The organism is Corynebacterium sp. Marseille-P4611 (genome assembly GCF_916618765.1).
GTDB classification, from domain to species: Bacteria; Actinomycetota; Actinomycetes; order Mycobacteriales; family Mycobacteriaceae; genus Corynebacterium; species Corynebacterium marquesiae.
This window is the reverse complement of sequence record NZ_CAKAKD010000001.1, coordinates 1,271,664-1,288,916: the sequence shown is the minus strand read 5'-3', so window position 1 is coordinate 1,288,916 and position 17,253 is coordinate 1,271,664. Positions and strand designations below refer to the sequence as shown.

Below are 17,253 nucleotides of genomic sequence, written 5' to 3'. Positions count from 1 at the left end.
TTTAGTCCTCCCCTTCTGTGGGGTTGATGTCTACCGCATAGAACGACGGGCGGCCAATGGCCTCGGTGCTAAAGCCCTCGATATAGGGCTGGAAACCATAGACCTGCGGCTCTTCAAACATGGGCAGGATATAGGCCTGTTCGGACAGATAGTCCTGCATGCGGCCGGTCATGGCGAGGCGATCCTTTTCACTGCTGAGGTTGAAGTAGTCCTCCACCAGTTTCTGCAGCTTCTCATCGCCAAAGCTATCGGTCTTCTCGTCATAGTTGAGGAAAGAATTGCGCCCGGTGCCATCCAGCCACGTGGCCAAGGTGTCCACATTGGCACGGCCGGTCATGGTGTGGCGTACCTGCACGGTGTCTTGGTCCTTCATGGCCTTTTGCTGCGCAGAGCGGTCACCCGGGTTGAGGTTGGCCTCGATGCCGACGTTCTTGAGCATCTCCTGGGCCTTGGTGAACATCTCTTTAGAGCGCGGCTGTGGGACGGCTTCATTGAAGGTCACGGACAGGCGCTTGCCGTCCTTTTCGCGAATACCATCTTCACCTGGGCGCCAACCGGCCTCATCGAGCAGGCGCTTAGATTCTTCCGGATCGAAGGCATAGTTCGCGGACTGATCCTTATAGCCAATAGCCGTCTTGGCCAGGATCGATGTGCCCTTGGGGTAGGAATCAGAAAAGAGGGTGTCCAGGATATTATCGCGGTCAATGGCGTGGATGATGGCCTGGCGCACTCGCTTGTCTTCCAAGAGTGGATGGCGGAAGTGGAAGTGGAAGCTATTGTTCACGCCACGAGTGGGCGCGGCGAAAATCTGCAGGTTTTGATCCTTCAGGTGCTTCTCATCGGGGGCTTCGATCTGGCGCGCGACATCGGACTGGCCGGCTACAAGCGAGCCCACGCGCACGGAGTCTTCGGCCGCGAGCACGATATTGATGCCCTCAATATCGGCCGGGCCTTGGTGGTCCTTGCGGGCCGGGGGCGCCCAGTCATAATCCTCGCGCTTCTTGAGCACCAGCTTGGTGCCCAGCTCTTCTTCTTCAATGACGAAGGGACCAGAACCGGAAATCGCGGTGGCGTTGCCCGGCGCGAAGCCGGTGTCATCCAAATCCAGGGTGTCATTAGAAAGCAGGCCCTGGTTCATCACGGAGGTGGACTGCGGGAAGCCTGGGGAAGGCTCGCTGAAGTAGAACTTCACCGTGTAGTCATCGATAACCTCGGACTTTTCATAGTTGGGCAGCTGCTCCGATGGAGTGAGCATGCGATCTTCGTCGCCTAGGGCATAAAGGTCATAGTTCATCTTCACGTTCGCAGCATCCAGGCGGGAGCCATCAGAGTAGGTCACGCCCTTGCGAATCTTGAAGGTGAATTCGGTGTTGTCCTTGTTTGCCTTGGGCATCTCCTCCGCAATCCACGGGTGCAGCTCGAGGGTATCCGGGTCCTGCCAGAGCAGGCGGTCCGTGATGTTATTGAGCACACCCCCATTGGGGTAATAACCGCCGGAGGGCGGATAGAGGTTGTTGAACATATTGGGCTCGACATAGGTGACCATGCCATCTTCCGCGGCGTGGGAAGTAGAGGCGCACGAGGTAAGCGAGAGAGCTAGCGCGCCGCTGGCCAGGACCGCGGCCACGGGCCGCAGGAGCCGAGAAAGTTGCTTCATAAAAGCTCGAGTTCCTTTAAGTCTTAAGTAGTACTCGCCCATTAGACCACACCCATACCTCAAAATACAAGACTGGGCGGTCTACCGTATTACCTGCCAAAACGGCGACACAACAGGACCTCGGTATACTACCTAGTCTATTTTATTCTTACCGCCAGGTCCGATGATCCTGAAAGGGCCTGAATGTGGCACGATAGGAGGTATGTCTACTCCAGCTATCGCGATCGTCGGCATGGGCCCGCGCGGCATTTCCATCTTGGAACGCCTTTCTGCCCGCATGGACGATTCCAGCGACCCCATTACCGTCCACCTCATCGATGACGCCCAACATGGCGCCGGCCGCATCTGGGAAACGGATCAAACCAAGACCCTGTGCATGAATACTCGCGCCGGGGCGGTCACCCTCTTTACCGAGCCCGGCTCCACCGTTGATGCCCCTGTGCTCGAGGGGCCCATTCAATACGAGTGGATTCAGCTGTTGCGCGGCGATGGCGAGAATATCTCCGCAGCCAAGCGCGAGCTTTTTGAGCAGCATCCACCGGCCGCACATATTGCCCAGGACTACCGCGAAGAGCTCGCGGCTACCCGCCCCGAATCCAACCCTTCGCGCGCACTGTATGGCGAATACCTGCGCTGGGTCTATGACGTGGTCATTGCACGCCTGCCTAAGAGCATTTCCACTGTTAATCACTTCAGCCGGTTGGAGACCATTGCCGAGGACGGTCACCAAGACGTCCTCCACCTGGCCGATGGCTCCGAGGTGCGCGCCGATGCCACGGTGCTGGCCTATGGCTGGATGATTCCGGAATACAACGAGCAAGAAAAGCAGTTGGCCGCTTCCGGCTTGAACTGGATCGCCCCTAATAACCCGGTAGAGCAGGACTACGCCGCCATTCCGGGCGGCGAGGACGTGCTGGTGCGCGGTCTGGGCATGGGCTTTTATGACATCATGGCGCTGACCACCATCGAGCGCGGCGGCACATTCGTGGAGGACCCTTCCGCGCGCTCCGGCCTGCGCTATGAGCCTTGCGGCCAGGAGCCCAACTTCATTATTTCCTCCGGCCGCGGCTACCCCTACCACCCCAAGTCCGAGTACGGCGAGCTGCCGCCTACCATGCCGCGCCGCCGCCTGAAAAATGTCATTGCGGAGCTCAGTGGCACCCAGGACATCGACTTTGACGCCCAGGTCTGGCCTGCCATCGCGCGCGATAGCTACGAGGCCTATATCACCACCTTGGAGCGCGTGCGCCCGGATTCCCTCCTGCGCCCGCGCGCAGAGATTCTCGAGGCCATCGATGCCACCGCCCCCGATGAGCTGGGCGCGGCCATTGCGCCCATGGTCACCGAGCCATGGGACATGAACGATCTCATGTACCAGATTGCCGGGTTTACCGGGGACATCGCTGAACTCACCGAGCACATTGCCCAGTCCATGGAAGGCGATATCCGGGAGGCCGCCGCCGGCCATGACTCCCCCATCAAGGCCGCGCTGTGGTCGCTTTCGCAATCGCGCAAGCCGGCCTCCATCCTCGGCGCAGAGGGCCGCTACACCCGCGAGTCCCGCACCGGCCGCTACGGCCAGGTCATGTCCTTTGGCCAGATGATCGGCTCCGGCCCACCACTCTTCCGCGTGCGCCAGTTGCTCGCGCTTGTCGACGCCGGCCTGGCCCACTTCTTAGGCGATCACCCCACCGTGTCCATCGAGGCCGATCACTTCACCTTGACCTCCGGCCCGCGCTCGGCTTCGGCGCCCACGCTTGTCGACGCCTTTATGCACCGCCCCGATATCCGCACCGCCAGCGATGCCATGACGCGCTGCCTGGTGGACTCCGCCCGCGTGCGCCCCTTCCCCGATCACGGCCAGCCCACCGGTTCGCCGGAAACGGATGGGGCCACACGCCGCACCATTCACCCGGACGGCGAGTTGGATGCACGCCTGCATATCGTGGGCATCCCCACCTATTCCCAGTGGCCGGACACCACCATTTCCCCCATGCCGGGCACGGACCCGCTCATGCTGCAGGAAACCGACAAGGCCGCCGGTTCCCTCCTTGCCGTGGTGCGCTCCTAGCCACCGCACTTGCGCTATGGGCCCAGTGCCGCGGCCTATAGCGCGTCGAGGGCCTGCTCCAAGTCCGCGAGCAGGTCATCGATGTCCTCGATACCGATGGAGATGCGCACCAGATCCTCCGGCGGCACCAGCTCGGACCCTTCCGCGGATACGTGCGTCATATTCTTCGGATGCTCGATGAGCGATTCCACTCCGCCCAGCGATTCTGCCAGGCAGATAAGCCGCGTATTGAGGCAGATCTGCTTGGCATGCTCCGCACTGTGGAAGCGCACGGACATCATGCCGCCGAAGCCACGCATCTGCCGTGCTGCCAGCTCATGCCCCGGGTGCTCCTTGAGCCCTGGGTAGAGCACCTGCTTGACCTCGGGTCGCGCCTGCAAGAATTCCGCTACTCGCTGCGCATTCGCGCAATGGCGTTCCATACGCACCGACAGCGTCTTGATGCCACGGGCGGTTAAGTAGGCGTCGAAAGGCGAGCTCACCGCGCCCACATTGCCCTGGAAGTAGAGCAGGCGCTCGTCCACGTGGGCGTCATTAGTAACTACCGCGCCACCTAGTACATCGGAATGCCCGCCCAGGTACTTGGTGGTCGAGTGCAGCACGTGGTCGGCGCCGAGTTCTAGGGGGTTCTGCAGGTAGGGCGTGGCAAAAGTATTGTCCACCAGCACCTGCGCATTCCCCTTAATCTTGGCCACCGCGGCAATATCGGTGATATTTAGCGCCGGATTAGTGGGCGTTTCCAGCCAGATGAGCTTGGTATTCTCTTGGACCGCGGCGGCAACCGCTGCGGTATCGCTGGTGTTCACGATGGACATCTCCACGCCCCACTCGGTGAAATCATTGAGCAGGCGGTAGGAACCACCGTAGGCGTCATTGCCCAAAATGACGTGATCCCCTGGGCGCACCAGGATGCGGATCAAGGTATCGGCAGCGGCCATGCCGGAAGAAAACACGCGCGCATACTCCGCACCCTCCAGTGCCGCTAGTGTGCGCTCCAGCGAGCGCACGGTTGGATTGGCCACGCGGCCGTATTCGAATCCACCGCGCAGCTGCGCCAAGCCGTCTTGTGCAAACGTGGTTGAGGCATAAATGGGCACGTTGATAGAGCCCATGTGCGGATCCGGGTGATAGCCGCCATGGATGGAACGGGACGTAAAGCCTTGAGCGAGGTTCTGCGTGCTGCGTTCAGTCATAGCACCACAGTCTAGACCAAGCTGTTCATTTCCAACCGAGAGATGGGTATTTATTTTCACACTCTCGGACACCCACGACTCATCGCACTTTCAGCCTCTGCCCTTACAATGGGCGCAGTTCATTTTGTCCTCGACTAAGAAAGAATGATGAATACGCAATTCTTAGCATCCGCCGCTTCCACCACGGACTCGGCCATCGAGTCCGTGTCCAATTTTTGGAATGACGAGAAGGTACAAAGCTGGCTTATCGAGCGCCCGATTCGCATCGCTATCATCCTTATCCTGGCCATTATCGCCCACTGGCTCCTCCACCGAGTTATCAACAAAGTGGCCGAAAATAGCATCAAGTCCTCCGGGCTAGATAAGCAGCGCCTGCGCGGGAAATTCAAGGGCCGCGCCAATCGCCCCGAGCTCAGCCAACAAGAAGAGGCCATGCGCCAAACCCGCGAGACCCGGCGCGCCTCCCGCATCAAGACACTTGCCGGCGTAGCCCGTTCCGCCGCCGCCATCTTCGTCTGGGTGTGGGCCGTTATTGCCATCCTGGATGAGTTAGAGGTCAACGTAGCACCGCTTATCGCCTCCGCCGGTGTCATCGGTGTCGCCCTCGGCTTTGGCGCACAGGCGCTGGTGAAGGACTTCCTTTCTGGCATCTTCATGCTCATTGAGGACCAGTACGGCATTGGTGACGTGGTTGATTTGGGCAATGGCGTCTTTGGCGATGTCGAGTCCATCTCCCTGCGCATCACCACGGTCCGCGATATCGATGGTGCCCTGTGGTACGTGCGCAACGGTGAAATTCTCCAGGTGGCCAACCACTCCGATGAGTACTCCGTTGCCCGCATCCAGATTCCGGTAGGCCTTTCTAATGACCCAGAGGTTGCTGGCGAAGTCATTGAGGACGCAGTGAAAGAAGCCGCACAGGACGATAAGGTGCGCAAGCTCATCCTCAGCACGCCCCGTGTGGACGGCATGTCTGGCTTTGAGCCGGATTATGTTTCCTTCCGCGTCTCGACCAAGACCTTGCCAGGCAAGCAGTGGGACGTTCAGCGTTTCCTGCAGTCCCGCGTGCTCAATGTCATGCACACTAAAGGTATTACTACCCCCTATCCTCACGGCATCGGCATTTCCGATCCCCGCAAGGAAGAAGAAGAGTAAATGGATTCTGTTTATGAGGCCATTGGCGGCATGGAAACCTTTGAGCGCCTCGTCCACGGCTTTTATTCCCAAGTCAAAGAGGACGATGTCATCGGTCCAATGTACCCCGATAACGACTGGGAAGGCGCAGAACAGCGCCTTACCTGGTTCTTGGCGCAATACTGGGGTGGCCCGCAGCTCTTCTCTGAAAACCGCGGCCACCCGCGCCTGCGCATGCGCCACGCCCCTTACCCCATCGATATCACCGCGCATGACCGGTGGTTAGAGCTTATGGGTAACTCCCTCGCCAAGATCGACGAGGAAACCATCCCACCGGCCTATCGCGAGATGATCTGGGATCACATGCAGCACGTGGCCGCCATGATGATCAACAAGGCACCATAACCGCACCGTCTTCCCCGCGCACGAGACAAGCCCGGCCCCCGCTATTTAGCGAGGAACCGGGCTTGTGGTTTATCTAGCCCACACTATGAAGACCCGATGCTTAGTCTTCCCAGTCAAAGGCCTTGCGCACAGGCTCGGACACCAGACGACCGCCTCGGGTCATCACGCCGCCTTCTAGGCCTGGGAAGCGCTTGATGGCGGCATCCAAGTTGTCCTTGGCTACCGCGCGGATATACGGCAGCGTCGCAGACGATAGCGCGCGGGTCGAGGTATTAGCCACCGCGCCTGGCATATTAGCCACGCAGTAGAACAAGGTGTCGTGCACCTTAAAGGTGGGATCATCGTGGGAGGTCTTCTTCGAGTTTTCGAAGCAACCGCCCTGGTCGATGGCCACGTCCACGAGAACAGCGCCCTTCTTCATCTTCTTCACGGTCTCCTCGCGCACCAGTTTCGGCGCAGCGGAACCTGGAATGAGCACGGCACCGATGACGAGGTCGGCTTCCTGTAGCTCCTTTTCGATGGTGGCCGGATCCGAGATCAGAGTGCGCACGCCACCGGCGTACTGGTCATCGAAGCGCTGCAAGACGTGTGGATCAAGGTCCAGCACGGTGACTTCGGCGCGCAGGCCGTGGGCCATCGCAACGGCGGAGGCACCAACTTGGCCGCCGCCGATCACGACGACGCGTGCCGGCTGGGTGCCCGGAACGCCAGAGACCAGCAAACCGCGGCCGCCCTGGGTGGACAGCAGGTGGTGGGTGCCTTCGATAACGGCAAGGCGACCAGCCACCTGGGACATTGGAGTCAGCAGCGGCAAAGTACCGTGGCGGTCGGTGACCGTTTCATAGGCAATCGAGGTGGTATTGGCCTCGACCAGTGCCTCCGCCAGCGGGCGGTCCGCAGCGAGGTGAAGGTAGGTAAAGACGGTAAGGTCCGAGCGTAGGTACTTGTACTCGGACTCGAGTGGCTCCTTGACTTTGAGCAGCAGTTCCGCTTGCGACCACGTCTCTTCCGCTGAGTCCACAATTGTGGCACCGGCATCCTTGTAGGCAGAATCGGGGAAGGATGCGCCTTCACCGGCACCGGTTTCAACGAACACTTCATGGCCATCAGCAACGAGGGGTTGCGCTCCCATAGGGGTGAGAGCCACGCGGTTCTCGTTATTCATGATTTCTTTTGGTACCGCAATACGCATTACACCGTCTCCTTGTAGGTGCAGGAAATTACTTTTACATTTCTAGAGTAACGCAGCACACGTTTAGCTGGGTGTCTAATCTAAAACTCACATAGCCGAAAAAGCACGAACCTATATGACTACCGTTATTGTCCTGCTAGACGAGTGTTTTGCGAGATAAGCACCACTCCTCACCCTCCCAAAGGTGGACCGCTTTTGGGGGTCCATGTTCTCCGAGGAGGAGGCCCTCGCCGAGTCTTGCGGTAGATGGATGGGCTTAAAACAGCGAGAGGCGGGTGGACCGATAAATGCTGCCGAAGGGGGCGTCGAGACGCACCCAGCGGCCCAGCTGAGCCACGCGCAAGTGGCGTGGCACGTCCATCGGGGCGGAAAATCCAGGAATAAGGCCCAGATTGGTGCAGGCAAAAATCATGCGCATGGGAATTTCCACCGTGGCGCCATCGCTTTCTACGGTAACGACGGTTTGATTCAAGAGGCTGGACGGCGGGCCCATGGGGCCAGAAAATTGCCGGGTCAATTGCTGACCTTTATCGGAAAGTTCACGAACAACGGTGACCGGCAAGGTATCGACCACACTGTAGCCAGTCGCCGGCGGCAAGGCTCCCGGCCAGGATGGATCGCGGGCTGGACCCAAATCTAACGTGCCGCTAGATTCATGCTCTTTGAGATGCTCGGCAAGGGTGGCAGCAGAAACCACTGCCCCATCGCGGGAAACGACGCCCTGCACGCGACGGGAGGCAACCACCTCGAAAGGGGTGGTGACAAAGACATCGACGACGTCGTCAGTCAGCTGGCGCAGCCGCACCGAAGCACCCGCGTCCAAGCCAACTGCGCGCGTGACAAGGGCCCGAAGGCCAGGTCCACCGCTTCCAATTTCTAGAGTCTCGGTGACCATACCTTCGGGCCCTGCCTTTCTAATCTGTGCTCTGCTCCGCTGCTAGTTAGCGGCGGTATTTTGCAGAATATCCTTTTCCTGGTCCGTCAGCGGACGAGGAGTCTGCTGCTGACGGTCGATGACTACCTGCACGCACTCCACAGTTGCCGCGACTTCCCCTTGGTCATCCTTGACCTGCTGGGTAGTGGTAAACGAGGTCGTGCCAATCTGCGAAATGGTAGTTTCTACCTCCACCGTAGTGGTGTCCTTAAACTCCATCGGGCGAAGGAAGTCCACATCGAGGTGGCGCACGAATGCGATGAAGTCAAGGCCCTTGGAATAGATATGCTCCTTCGCAAAGGCCAAGCGCGCTTCCTGGGCGAGCTCGATGTAGTTTGCGTTCATCATGTGGCCGTACATATCAAAGTCCGACCAGCGGGTTTGAATACGATACGTGTGCACACTTGGGGTTGCCATCATTCTCCTCAATAAAGGCTTCAGCTACTTAGCGGGTCAGCTTGCGGTGGGTCACGCGAGAAGGACGAGCTGCCTCTTCACCGAGGCGGTCGACCTTATTCTTCTCATAGTCGCCGAAGTTACCCTCAAACCAGAACCACTGGCCTTCTTCCACATTGCCCTCCCAGGCCAGGATGTGGGTACAGGTGCGGTCCAGGAACCAACGGTCGTGGGAAATGACCACGGCACAACCCGGGAACTTCTCCAGCGCGTTTTCCAGCGAGCCGAGGGTTTCCACATCCAAGTCGTTGGTCGGCTCGTCAAGGAGGATCAGGTTGCCGCCTTCCTTCAGGGTCAGAGCCAGGTTCAAGCGGTTGCGTTCACCACCGGAGAGCACCTTGGACGGCTTTTGCTGATCCGGGCCCTTGAAGCCGAAGGCGGACAGGTAGGCACGCGAAGGCATCTCGTTCTGGCCCACGTGGATGTAGTCTAGACCGCCGGAGACGACCTCCCACACGGTTGCCTCGGGGTCGATATTCTCACGGTTCTGGTCCACGTAGGACAGCTTGACGGTATCGCCCACCTCGACGGAACCGGAATCCGGCTGCTCCAGGCCAACGATGGTCTTAAACAGGGTGGTCTTACCCACGCCGTTCGGGCCGATAACGCCCACGATGCCGTTGCGCGGCAGGGTGAAGGAGAGGCCCTTAATCAAGGTGCGGCCATCAAAGCCCTTCTGCAAGTCCTTGACCTCCACGACCTTATTGCCCAGGCGCGGCGGGGTTGGAATCTGGATCTCTTCGAAGTCGAGCTTCTTGTACTTCTCGGCCTCTGCAGCCATTTCCTCGTAGCGTTCCAGACGAGCCTTGTTTTTGGCTTGGCGAGCCTTCGCACCGGAGCGTACCCACTCCAGCTCGTCCTTCAGACGCTTGCGCAGCTTCGCGTCCTTCTTGCCAGCAACTTCCAGGCGCTCCTGCTTCTTATCCAGGTAGGTGGAGTAGTTACCCTCATACGGGTAGAGCTTGCCGCGGTCAACCTCACAAATCCAGCCCGCGACGTGGTCCAAGAAGTAACGGTCGTGGGTCACGGCCAAGACAGCACCCGGGTAATCGGCCAAGTGCTTTTCCAACCACTGCACGGACTCGGCGTCCAGGTGGTTCGTAGGCTCGTCGAGCAGCAGCAGGTCCGGCTCGGTGAGCAGGAGCTTAGCCAGCGCTACACGACGGCGCTCGCCACCAGAAAGGTTGGTCACTGGGGCGTCGGAAGGCGGGCAGCGCAAAGCTTCCATGGCCTGCTCGATCTTGGAATCAACCTCCCAAGCATCGGCGGCGTCCAGCTCTTCTTGCAGCTTGCCCATCTCTTCCATGAGCTCATCGCTGTAGTTGGTGGCCATTTCCTCGGCGATCTGCTCGAAGCGCTGCTTCTTTTCAAAGATATCGCCCAAGCCCTCTTCGACGTTTCCGCGCACGGTCTTCTCGTCATTGAGTGGCGGCTCCTGCTGCAGGATGCCCACGGTGGCACCCGGATCCAGGAAAGCCTCGCCATTGGAAGGCTGGTCCAGGCCGGCCATAATCTTCAGAATGGAGGACTTACCGGCACCGTTAGGGCCGACCACACCAATCTTGGCACCTGGGTAGAACGCCATTGTTACATCGTCAAGGATGACTTTATCGCCAATTGCCTTGCGCACGTTTTTCATCGTGTAGATGAATTCGCCCACTTTTACCCCTTTGCAAAAATTTGGGAGACGTATTTATCTACACAAACACTACATCAGAACCACCGCCCAAGTGCCTCGGGTCAGGTACACCCGAGGCGATCAAGCCGGGGAGGAAACGCTTAAGCGTTTACTGGGGCGGATTCTGCCTCGGCAGCCTCCTCTTCCACTTCGACGTCGAAAGTATCTTCTTCCCCACCGCGTCCAGGTGCGGATCGTTCGGCTAGATAGCGGTCCGCTGCGGTATCGGCAGCGGTATCTCCCTGCCCCGCCTGCTGCGGCGGCAGGCTGTGGTCCACGTCCGGTTCGATGGCATTGTCCCCCAGTTCTGGGACCGCAATATTTTCCTGGTTGTACTGCGGAGCGAGCCGCTTCGTACCGATAACGTGGCGGTTCAGATCCAGGCCCACATACTGCGCCTTAATGAATGTGCGGAAGTGATCGGTGCCCTGGTCATCGCGCCATTGTTCTGTCACTAAGGAGCCCACGATGACCAGCGGCATGCCTTTAGCCAGGGATTTGCGCACATTGATGGCGAATTGATTCCACATTTCGACATCGATGTAGAGGTGGTCTACGTCGCGCCACTGCGGGGCCTTGGAGTTGTGTCCTTCCGGATCATTGGCGCCGGCATCGACCTGACGGTCCGGAATTCGGCGCGAGGAAGCTACGCGCAGTTTGGCCTTATAGGCCCCAGTTGAAGTCTTGGTCAGGATGGGATCGCGAGTAAGGCGACCGGTCAAGGTAATTGGGTATTGGGACATGGTGCTAGAAAATCCTTTGCTGGATAGTTGGATAGGCGAGTTCGGTTTTCCTCGCTCGCTTCCACATCCTGATACCGGCGCGCAAGCCACACCATGCCGGCGACCACTACCCTGTGAATAACTTGTTGTACCCGTCAGCAAAACTCGGGTTTGGGGGCGATTTTGGGCCGGTTATCCACAGGCTAGCGCCCGCGGAAGCTCGATTCATCGCCGTGGCCCATATCCTGCAGCATCGCGTTATAGCGTTCCAGTTCGGCATCATCGTCCGCATCCGCTTGCATATCGTGGCGGCGGGCGGTAGCACGATCATCGCTGAGCCAATCCAGGAAGAGCTTGCCAAAGACAATAACCAGCGGGAATTGACCAAAGCCCCACGCGATGCCGCCGCCCACGCGTTGATCTTGGAGCAGATCCTGATCCCAGGGCAGCTCCAAATACTGGTAGAAGTCTGCACCCAACACACTTTGCAGCTGCATCAGGTACACGCCGGCAAAGAGGTGGAATGGCATGGAAAGGAACAACACGGCCAATCGGAACGGGGTGGAGTGGCGCTTGGGAAGCGGATCCGGCCCGATGATTTCCCAGAAGTAGAAGCAGCCGGAGATGATGAACGTGAAGTTCATAATGAGGTGGCCGGCGTGCTCGGAGATAGCGAATTGATACAGGCCCGGGAACAAATACAGCACGTAGAGGAAAAATAGGTACTGCACGAGGTTGACAAACGGATTGGTAATAAACGCGACGATCTTGGACTGGGTGGCCGCCAGCGCATAGTCGTGCAGGCTGGGCTTTCCCTTCGGTCCCGCCTCAAAGGCCTCCATGAGCAGGGTCAATGGCGCACCCAGGACGAGCAGGAGCGGTATTGCCATCGACAAAATCATGTGCACCAACATGTGCATGGAATACATCGCCGGCATATACAGGCCTAGGCCGGTGGACATCACAAGGGTCAGGCCCAGCGCACCGCACATAAACCACGCAGTACGCCCCTTGCTCCAGGTCAGGCCACGCTTGTGTACGCGGTAGACGCAGTAACCATAGGCCGCAGCCAAAAGCAGGCCAATGGTGCCAAACATGATGTCAAAGCGGAACATGGTCCACACGTTGAGCACCGTGGGCTTTTCAAACAGCTCATATCCCATCAGAATCTGCATCGAGTTGAGGTTGGGATCCCGCGGCGCCGGGGGCACAGTGCGGCCCAGCGTGATGGCTACGCCAATAGTGGCGGCCATGACCGCTACTTCCACGATGGCAATACGAAGGAAAAGGCGCGGATTCTTGCCCAGCTGCGGGATGGTGAGCTCGCGGTGAGCAAGGCCGAAAATGCCCAGCAAAATCGTCAGCACGAACTTGGTAATCAGAATGATTCCGTACGCAGAATCCACCAGATCGGAGACATTCATGCGGATGAGCGTGTTAATCAAGCCCGAAACAGCAAGCACCACAATGGCCATAAAGGCGATGCCGGAGTAGCGCTTCACCGCAAAGGCGAGGTTGGGGCCAAGGCGCCGACCATGGGCGATAAGCGCCATAAGCCCGCCTACCCAAAGCATGACAAAGACCAAATGCCACAGGAGCGAATTGGTGCCGTAATCATGGTCGCCGCCCGCCGCGGAGTGGCCTTCCATGCCAATTGGTACGACCTGCATTATGGACAAGAAAAGCAGGACCGGCTGCATGGACCAGCCGCGGCCCACGAGACCGAGAATGCCCACTACGAGAGCGATGAGTACGGAGATTGCCCACACGATGGTGGTGGAAATTTCCGTCAGCGCCATTTTCATGATGGAAGGCTCGAATACCTGGGAAAAGGGCGCGCCGGTGAGGTCGGACATAATGAGTGGAATTTCCACGAGACCCACGGCCGCCACACCAAAGGAAGCCCACGTACCGGTGCGCGCGGCGATGTGGCCGTCGACGGACAAGGGGGCATCGATAAGCGTGGCATTGTCCCCGCGCGGTGCAATGAGGAACGACGAGGCCAAAAATGAGCCCACGGACAAAGCCATAAGCACCCACGCCATGCCACGAAAAAGTGGCAGGCCAAAGGTAGTTATGCGACCGGGATCCGGGATACCCAGGGCCGCCAGGGAATCGGCTAAAAGGAACAGCGAAATAAAACCGGCAATCAGGCCGGCAATAAGCATCGCTGCGATATAAATTCCCCAGGAAGGGCGGGGCTTCTTACCCGCCGCGTTCACACTGTTAACCTGCTCATTCGCCATAGTGCGCATTGTATAGCGCGACCTAGTTACTCACATAACACCCATTTTGTCTTTACATGTGCCATCATGGACCTTATGGACACCCGTCAACTTCTTTATTTTCGCGCCGTTGTAGACCATGGCTCCTTCACGCACGCTGCCGAATCCCTCGATATGACCCAGCCATCTCTGAGCCTTTCCATCCGGAAGCTAGAAAAGGAGCTAAACGCTCAGCTACTTTCACGCGGTCGCTCCGGTGTCTCCACCACTGAGGCTGGCGATTATGTCTACGAAACGGCCGTCAAGGTTGATGCGCTGCTAAGCGAAACCCAGCGCCATATCAGCGAAATCACCGGCGACAAGGCCAGCACCGTATCCCTCGCCTCCGGCGCCATTTTGAACTGGGAATTTACCCCTGCCGCCCTCGCTGAGCTCAAGCGGATTTACCCCACCGCCAATATCTCGCTGGATGACGCCGAGCCGGCTACCGCTATCAAGCACCTACTGGATGGCCAGGTGGACCTAGCGCTCTTGCCGACGTCCGATCCGAAGGCCTTCATTCGCCGCTACTCCCCCGAGCTAACCGTCCACCAGGTGGCCACGTTCGACTACTCCGTCGCCCTTCCCCAGCGCCTCGCCGAGTTGGAATCCCCCGTCTCCCTCGCTGACCTGAAGAAGGAAACATGGCTTGTCCCACCGCGCAGCCGCGAACTTCCTGAACTAGCCGAGTTCTATCAAGACCTATGGAATAGCCGCCCGGGCCTCAAGCCGGAAAAGACCCAGGAGGTCGCCAGCCTCAATAGCGCGATTCCTATGGTCTCCAGTGGCCTCGGCGTCAGCATCGTGCCCAATTGCGCACCCGCTGTGCAGCCACACGGCATCATCACCCGCCCCATTGCTGATGACCTACCCCGCTACTACGCCATCGTGGCCTACCGCACGGATCGCGAGCTGACCGCAGCCACCCAAGACTTAGTGGACATCCTGCGCACGCCGCAGCGCACCCTGGCTTAGGTTTCCCCGCCCTCGTGGGCTACTATAAGTGCGTTGTAAGCCCCCATAGCTCAGTGGATTAGAGCAGTGGGTTTCTACCCCATGTGTCGCGGGTTCGAATCCTGCTGGGGGCACCGCGCGAAAGCCTTGAGGCGCCGAGTTTCTCGCCGCTTCAGGGCTTTTTGTTTACGCTAGGACTCACCATGCCCCCACTCCGGAAAGGCTTAACCATGTCACTTCCCGCTCCTTCCCGAACGTCCTACGCCCTCGTTACGGGCGCCAGCCAAGGCATTGGCAAGGCCATGGCGCAAGATTTCGCAGCCCTGGGCTATAACGTTATCCTTGTGGCTCGACGCCGCGAGCTCCTGGAGTCCATCGCCGCCGAGCTCGAACAGCGCCATAGTATCGAGGCCATTGCCCTGCCAGCGGATCTAGCGGTGGCTGACGACGTCGCCCGCGTGGCCGAGACCATCGCCACCCGCGAGGTGTCGATCCTGGTCAACTCCGCTGGCATCGCCAGCTTCGGCCCCTTCATGGACCAGGACTGGTCGTACGAGACGACGCAGTTCGAGCTCAATGGAACTGCCGTCCACCACCTCACGCGAGCCGCCTTGGAGCAGATGCTGCCTCGCCGCAGCGGCGCCATTTGCAATGTCGGATCTGCCGCGGGCAATATCCCCATCCCCAATAACGCCACCTACGTTTTCACCAAGGCGGGCGTCAATGCATTTACGGAGGCCCTGCACTATGAGCTGAAGGGCTCCGGCGTCTCGTGCACCCTGCTTGCCCCCGGCCCCGTGCGCGAGGCCACCATCGCAGAGGAAGACCAGTCGATCGTGGACAAGGTGGTGCCGGACTTTTTGTGGACCACCTACGAGTCGTGCTCCCAAGAAACCATCGAGGCCATGCGCCGCAATCAGCGCCGCGTGGTGCCCGGCCCGCTGTCTAAGGCGATGAATACCCTCAGCCAGGTGCTGCCCACCCCGGTGATTGCACCGCTGGTAGGCAGCTTCTACGCCAAGATGGGCTAGGCCCCGGCGCCTTCTAAGTCCTTGTCTTTGAGCACGCTGCCCTCGCCACGTGCTCGTTTGCGCTCTACCCAGAAGTCCGCATTCTTAATGCCCAAAGCTTCTGGGTCGAACTGCGGATCCTTGCCGGCCTTCTTCTGCTTTTCGTAGTCCTTGAGTGCCTTGATGGCGGGGATCTGCAGGAAAAGAATAGCGATGATATTGAGCCATGCCGTCGTGCCGACGCCGATATCGCCCAGCGCCCACGCCGCACCCGGAGTGGTGGTGGCGCCAACGATGACAGAAACAATAATCAGTGCGCGCAGGACCCAGATCAGGCCACGGCGGGCCGTGCGGGAGCGGACCCAACGGTTGAAGTAGGTCAGGTTGACTTCGGACATGTAGTAGTACGCCAGGACCGTCGTAAAGGCGAAGAAGGCAATGGAGACGGCAATGAAGGTTGGGCCCCAGCCGGCAAAAACGCTATCGAGGCCGGACTGCACGTAGCCGGGGCCGACCTCGACGCCATCAGGAAGCGAGCCGTTGTAGACCACTTCGCCGTCCTCGGAGCTGCCGCGGAAGACGGTGTACATATCCGTAGAAATAATCATGAACGCGGTGGCCGAGCAGACAAAAAGCGTATCAACGTACACCGCGAAGGACTGCACAAAGCCCTGCTTAGCAGGGTGGGAGACCTCGGCAGCCGCCGCGGACTGCGGGCCGGTACCCTGGCCAGCCTCATTGGAGTAGATGCCGCGCTTCACACCCCACATAATGGCCGCACCCAGCATGCCGGAGAATCCGGCTTCCATATTGAATGCGGACTTGAAGATGAGCCCGAAGACCTCCGGAATCTGCGAGAAGTTCATGCACATAACCACCACGGAAATCACGATATAAATGAGCGCCATAAAGGGCACGACAATGGTGGCGAAGTTCGCGATACGCTTGACGCCACCAATAATGATGATGGCCAGGATGCCCGCGAGGACGACGGCTGCCCAGGTGGAGTTGATACCCCAGGCGGTATCGGCCGCAGCGGCCACCGCATTGGCTTGGATGGCCGGCAGGAAGTAACTCGTCGCCAGGATCATGGCGACGGCAAATACGATGCCGTAGACCACCATGAACGGCGCGGCCTTAGTGTGCTTGTAGGCCTTTTCGATGTAATAGGCGGGCCCACCGCGGTACTCACCGGTGTCCTGATCCTTTTCCTTGTAAATCTGAGCCAACGTACATTCGATGAACGAGGTGGACGAGCCCAAAAGCGCCACTGCCCACATCCAGAACACGGCACCAGGCCCACCGAAGGCGATAGCCGTGGCCACGCCGGCGATATTGCCCACACCCACGCGGCCAGAGAGCGAGACCATCAAGGATTGGAAGGAAGACACGCCATCCGCGGACTTTTCTCCGTTAACGATCTGCTTGAGCATGTCCGGTAAACAGCGCACCTGCAGGCCGCGTGTCACCACGGTGAAATAAATACCCGCGCCGAGGCATAAAAACACCAAGACGGGGGACCAAATTACGGTATTGAGGGCATCGAGGAAGTTTGCCATCTGGTCTCTCCTAAGTCTGTCGCA

At 59.1% G+C, this 17,253-nt stretch carries 14 protein-coding genes and 1 tRNA gene; 6 read left to right on the top strand and 9 right to left on the bottom strand.

Going from position 1 to position 17,253, the window contains the following annotated elements; genetic code table 11:
- Window position 1: 1 nt before the first annotated feature.
- Window positions 2–1,657, bottom strand: a complete 1,656-nt coding sequence (locus tag LG376_RS06255) for a TIGR04028 family ABC transporter substrate-binding protein (RefSeq protein ID WP_225746528.1) — start codon at window positions 1,655–1,657, stop codon at window positions 2–4.
- A 202-nt stretch (window positions 1,658–1,859) separates the two neighbouring features.
- Here LG376_RS06255 and LG376_RS06250 point away from each other — a divergent pair, with 202 nt between their 5' ends.
- Window positions 1,860–3,728 carry an FAD/NAD(P)-binding protein gene (locus LG376_RS06250; RefSeq protein ID WP_225746527.1) on the top strand — a complete coding sequence of 623 codons (1,869 nt, stop codon included), beginning with the start codon at window positions 1,860–1,862 and terminating at the stop codon, window positions 3,726–3,728.
- Between the two features lie 35 nt (window positions 3,729–3,763).
- On the opposite strand, the gene LG376_RS06245 is transcribed toward LG376_RS06250, so the two are convergent.
- Window positions 3,764–4,921, bottom strand: a complete 1,158-nt coding sequence (locus LG376_RS06245) for a cystathionine gamma-synthase (protein ID WP_225746526.1) — start codon at window positions 4,919–4,921, stop codon at window positions 3,764–3,766.
- Window positions 4,922–5,065: 144 nt separating this feature from the next.
- Here LG376_RS06245 and LG376_RS06240 point away from each other — a divergent pair, with 144 nt between their 5' ends.
- Window positions 5,066–6,076, top strand: coding sequence for a mechanosensitive ion channel family protein (locus LG376_RS06240; protein WP_225746525.1), 1,011 nt, complete (start codon window positions 5,066–5,068; stop codon window positions 6,074–6,076).
- Window positions 6,077–6,460 carry a globin gene (locus tag LG376_RS06235; RefSeq protein WP_225746524.1) on the top strand — a complete coding sequence of 128 codons (384 nt, stop codon included), beginning with the start codon at window positions 6,077–6,079 and terminating at the stop codon, window positions 6,458–6,460. It abuts the gene before it with no gap.
- Between the two features lie 100 nt (window positions 6,461–6,560).
- On the opposite strand, the gene ald is transcribed toward LG376_RS06235, so the two are convergent.
- The 6 genes from ald to LG376_RS06205 all read right to left on the bottom strand — a co-directional run bounded on the left by ald (window position 6,561) and on the right by LG376_RS06205 (window position 13,697).
- Window positions 6,561–7,652 (bottom strand): alanine dehydrogenase, encoded by a 1,092-nt coding sequence (gene ald / locus LG376_RS06230; RefSeq protein ID WP_225746523.1) that lies wholly within the window; start codon window positions 7,650–7,652, stop codon window positions 6,561–6,563.
- Between the two features lie 256 nt (window positions 7,653–7,908).
- Complete coding sequence (locus LG376_RS06225; RefSeq protein ID WP_225746522.1) at window positions 7,909–8,547, bottom strand: hypothetical protein; 639 nt, start codon at window positions 8,545–8,547, stop codon at window positions 7,909–7,911.
- A 42-nt stretch (window positions 8,548–8,589) separates the two neighbouring features.
- Window positions 8,590–9,006 carry a thioesterase family protein gene (locus LG376_RS06220; RefSeq protein WP_225746521.1) on the bottom strand — a complete coding sequence of 139 codons (417 nt, stop codon included), beginning with the start codon at window positions 9,004–9,006 and terminating at the stop codon, window positions 8,590–8,592.
- Window positions 9,007–9,031: 25 nt separating this feature from the next.
- On the bottom strand, window positions 9,032–10,702 hold the full coding sequence (gene ettA / locus LG376_RS06215; RefSeq protein WP_225746520.1) for an energy-dependent translational throttle protein EttA: 1,671 nt from the start codon (window positions 10,700–10,702) through the stop codon (window positions 9,032–9,034).
- A gap of 119 nt (window positions 10,703–10,821) precedes the next feature.
- The gene (locus LG376_RS06210; protein WP_225746519.1) at window positions 10,822–11,463 is read right to left on the bottom strand and encodes a single-stranded DNA-binding protein; all 642 of its coding nucleotides are present in this window, start codon (window positions 11,461–11,463) and stop codon (window positions 10,822–10,824) included.
- 182 nt (window positions 11,464–11,645) lie between these two features.
- Entirely contained in the window at window positions 11,646–13,697 is a 2,052-nt protein-coding gene (locus LG376_RS06205; RefSeq protein WP_225746518.1) for a cytochrome c oxidase assembly protein, read from the bottom strand.
- Window positions 13,698–13,763: 66 nt separating this feature from the next.
- Between LG376_RS06205 and LG376_RS06200 the strand changes: the two genes are divergently transcribed.
- The 3 genes from LG376_RS06200 (at window position 13,764) to cmrA (ending at window position 15,691) form a co-directional block, all read left to right on the top strand.
- Window positions 13,764–14,681, top strand: a complete 918-nt coding sequence (locus LG376_RS06200; protein WP_225746517.1) for a LysR family transcriptional regulator — start codon at window positions 13,764–13,766, stop codon at window positions 14,679–14,681.
- Between the two features lie 39 nt (window positions 14,682–14,720).
- Window positions 14,721–14,794: transfer RNA gene (locus LG376_RS06195), tRNA-Arg, on the top strand.
- 96 nt (window positions 14,795–14,890) lie between these two features.
- A complete protein-coding gene (gene cmrA, locus LG376_RS06190; RefSeq protein ID WP_225746516.1) occupies window positions 14,891–15,691 on the top strand; it encodes a mycolate reductase in 801 nt (266 codons plus the stop codon).
- Here the strand turns inward: cmrA and LG376_RS06185 are convergent.
- Window positions 15,688–17,229 carry a sodium:alanine symporter family protein gene (locus LG376_RS06185; RefSeq protein WP_225746515.1) on the bottom strand — a complete coding sequence of 514 codons (1,542 nt, stop codon included), beginning with the start codon at window positions 17,227–17,229 and terminating at the stop codon, window positions 15,688–15,690. The two genes, cmrA and LG376_RS06185, sit on opposite strands and share 4 nt — an antisense overlap.
- Window positions 17,230–17,253 lie beyond the last annotated feature (24 nt).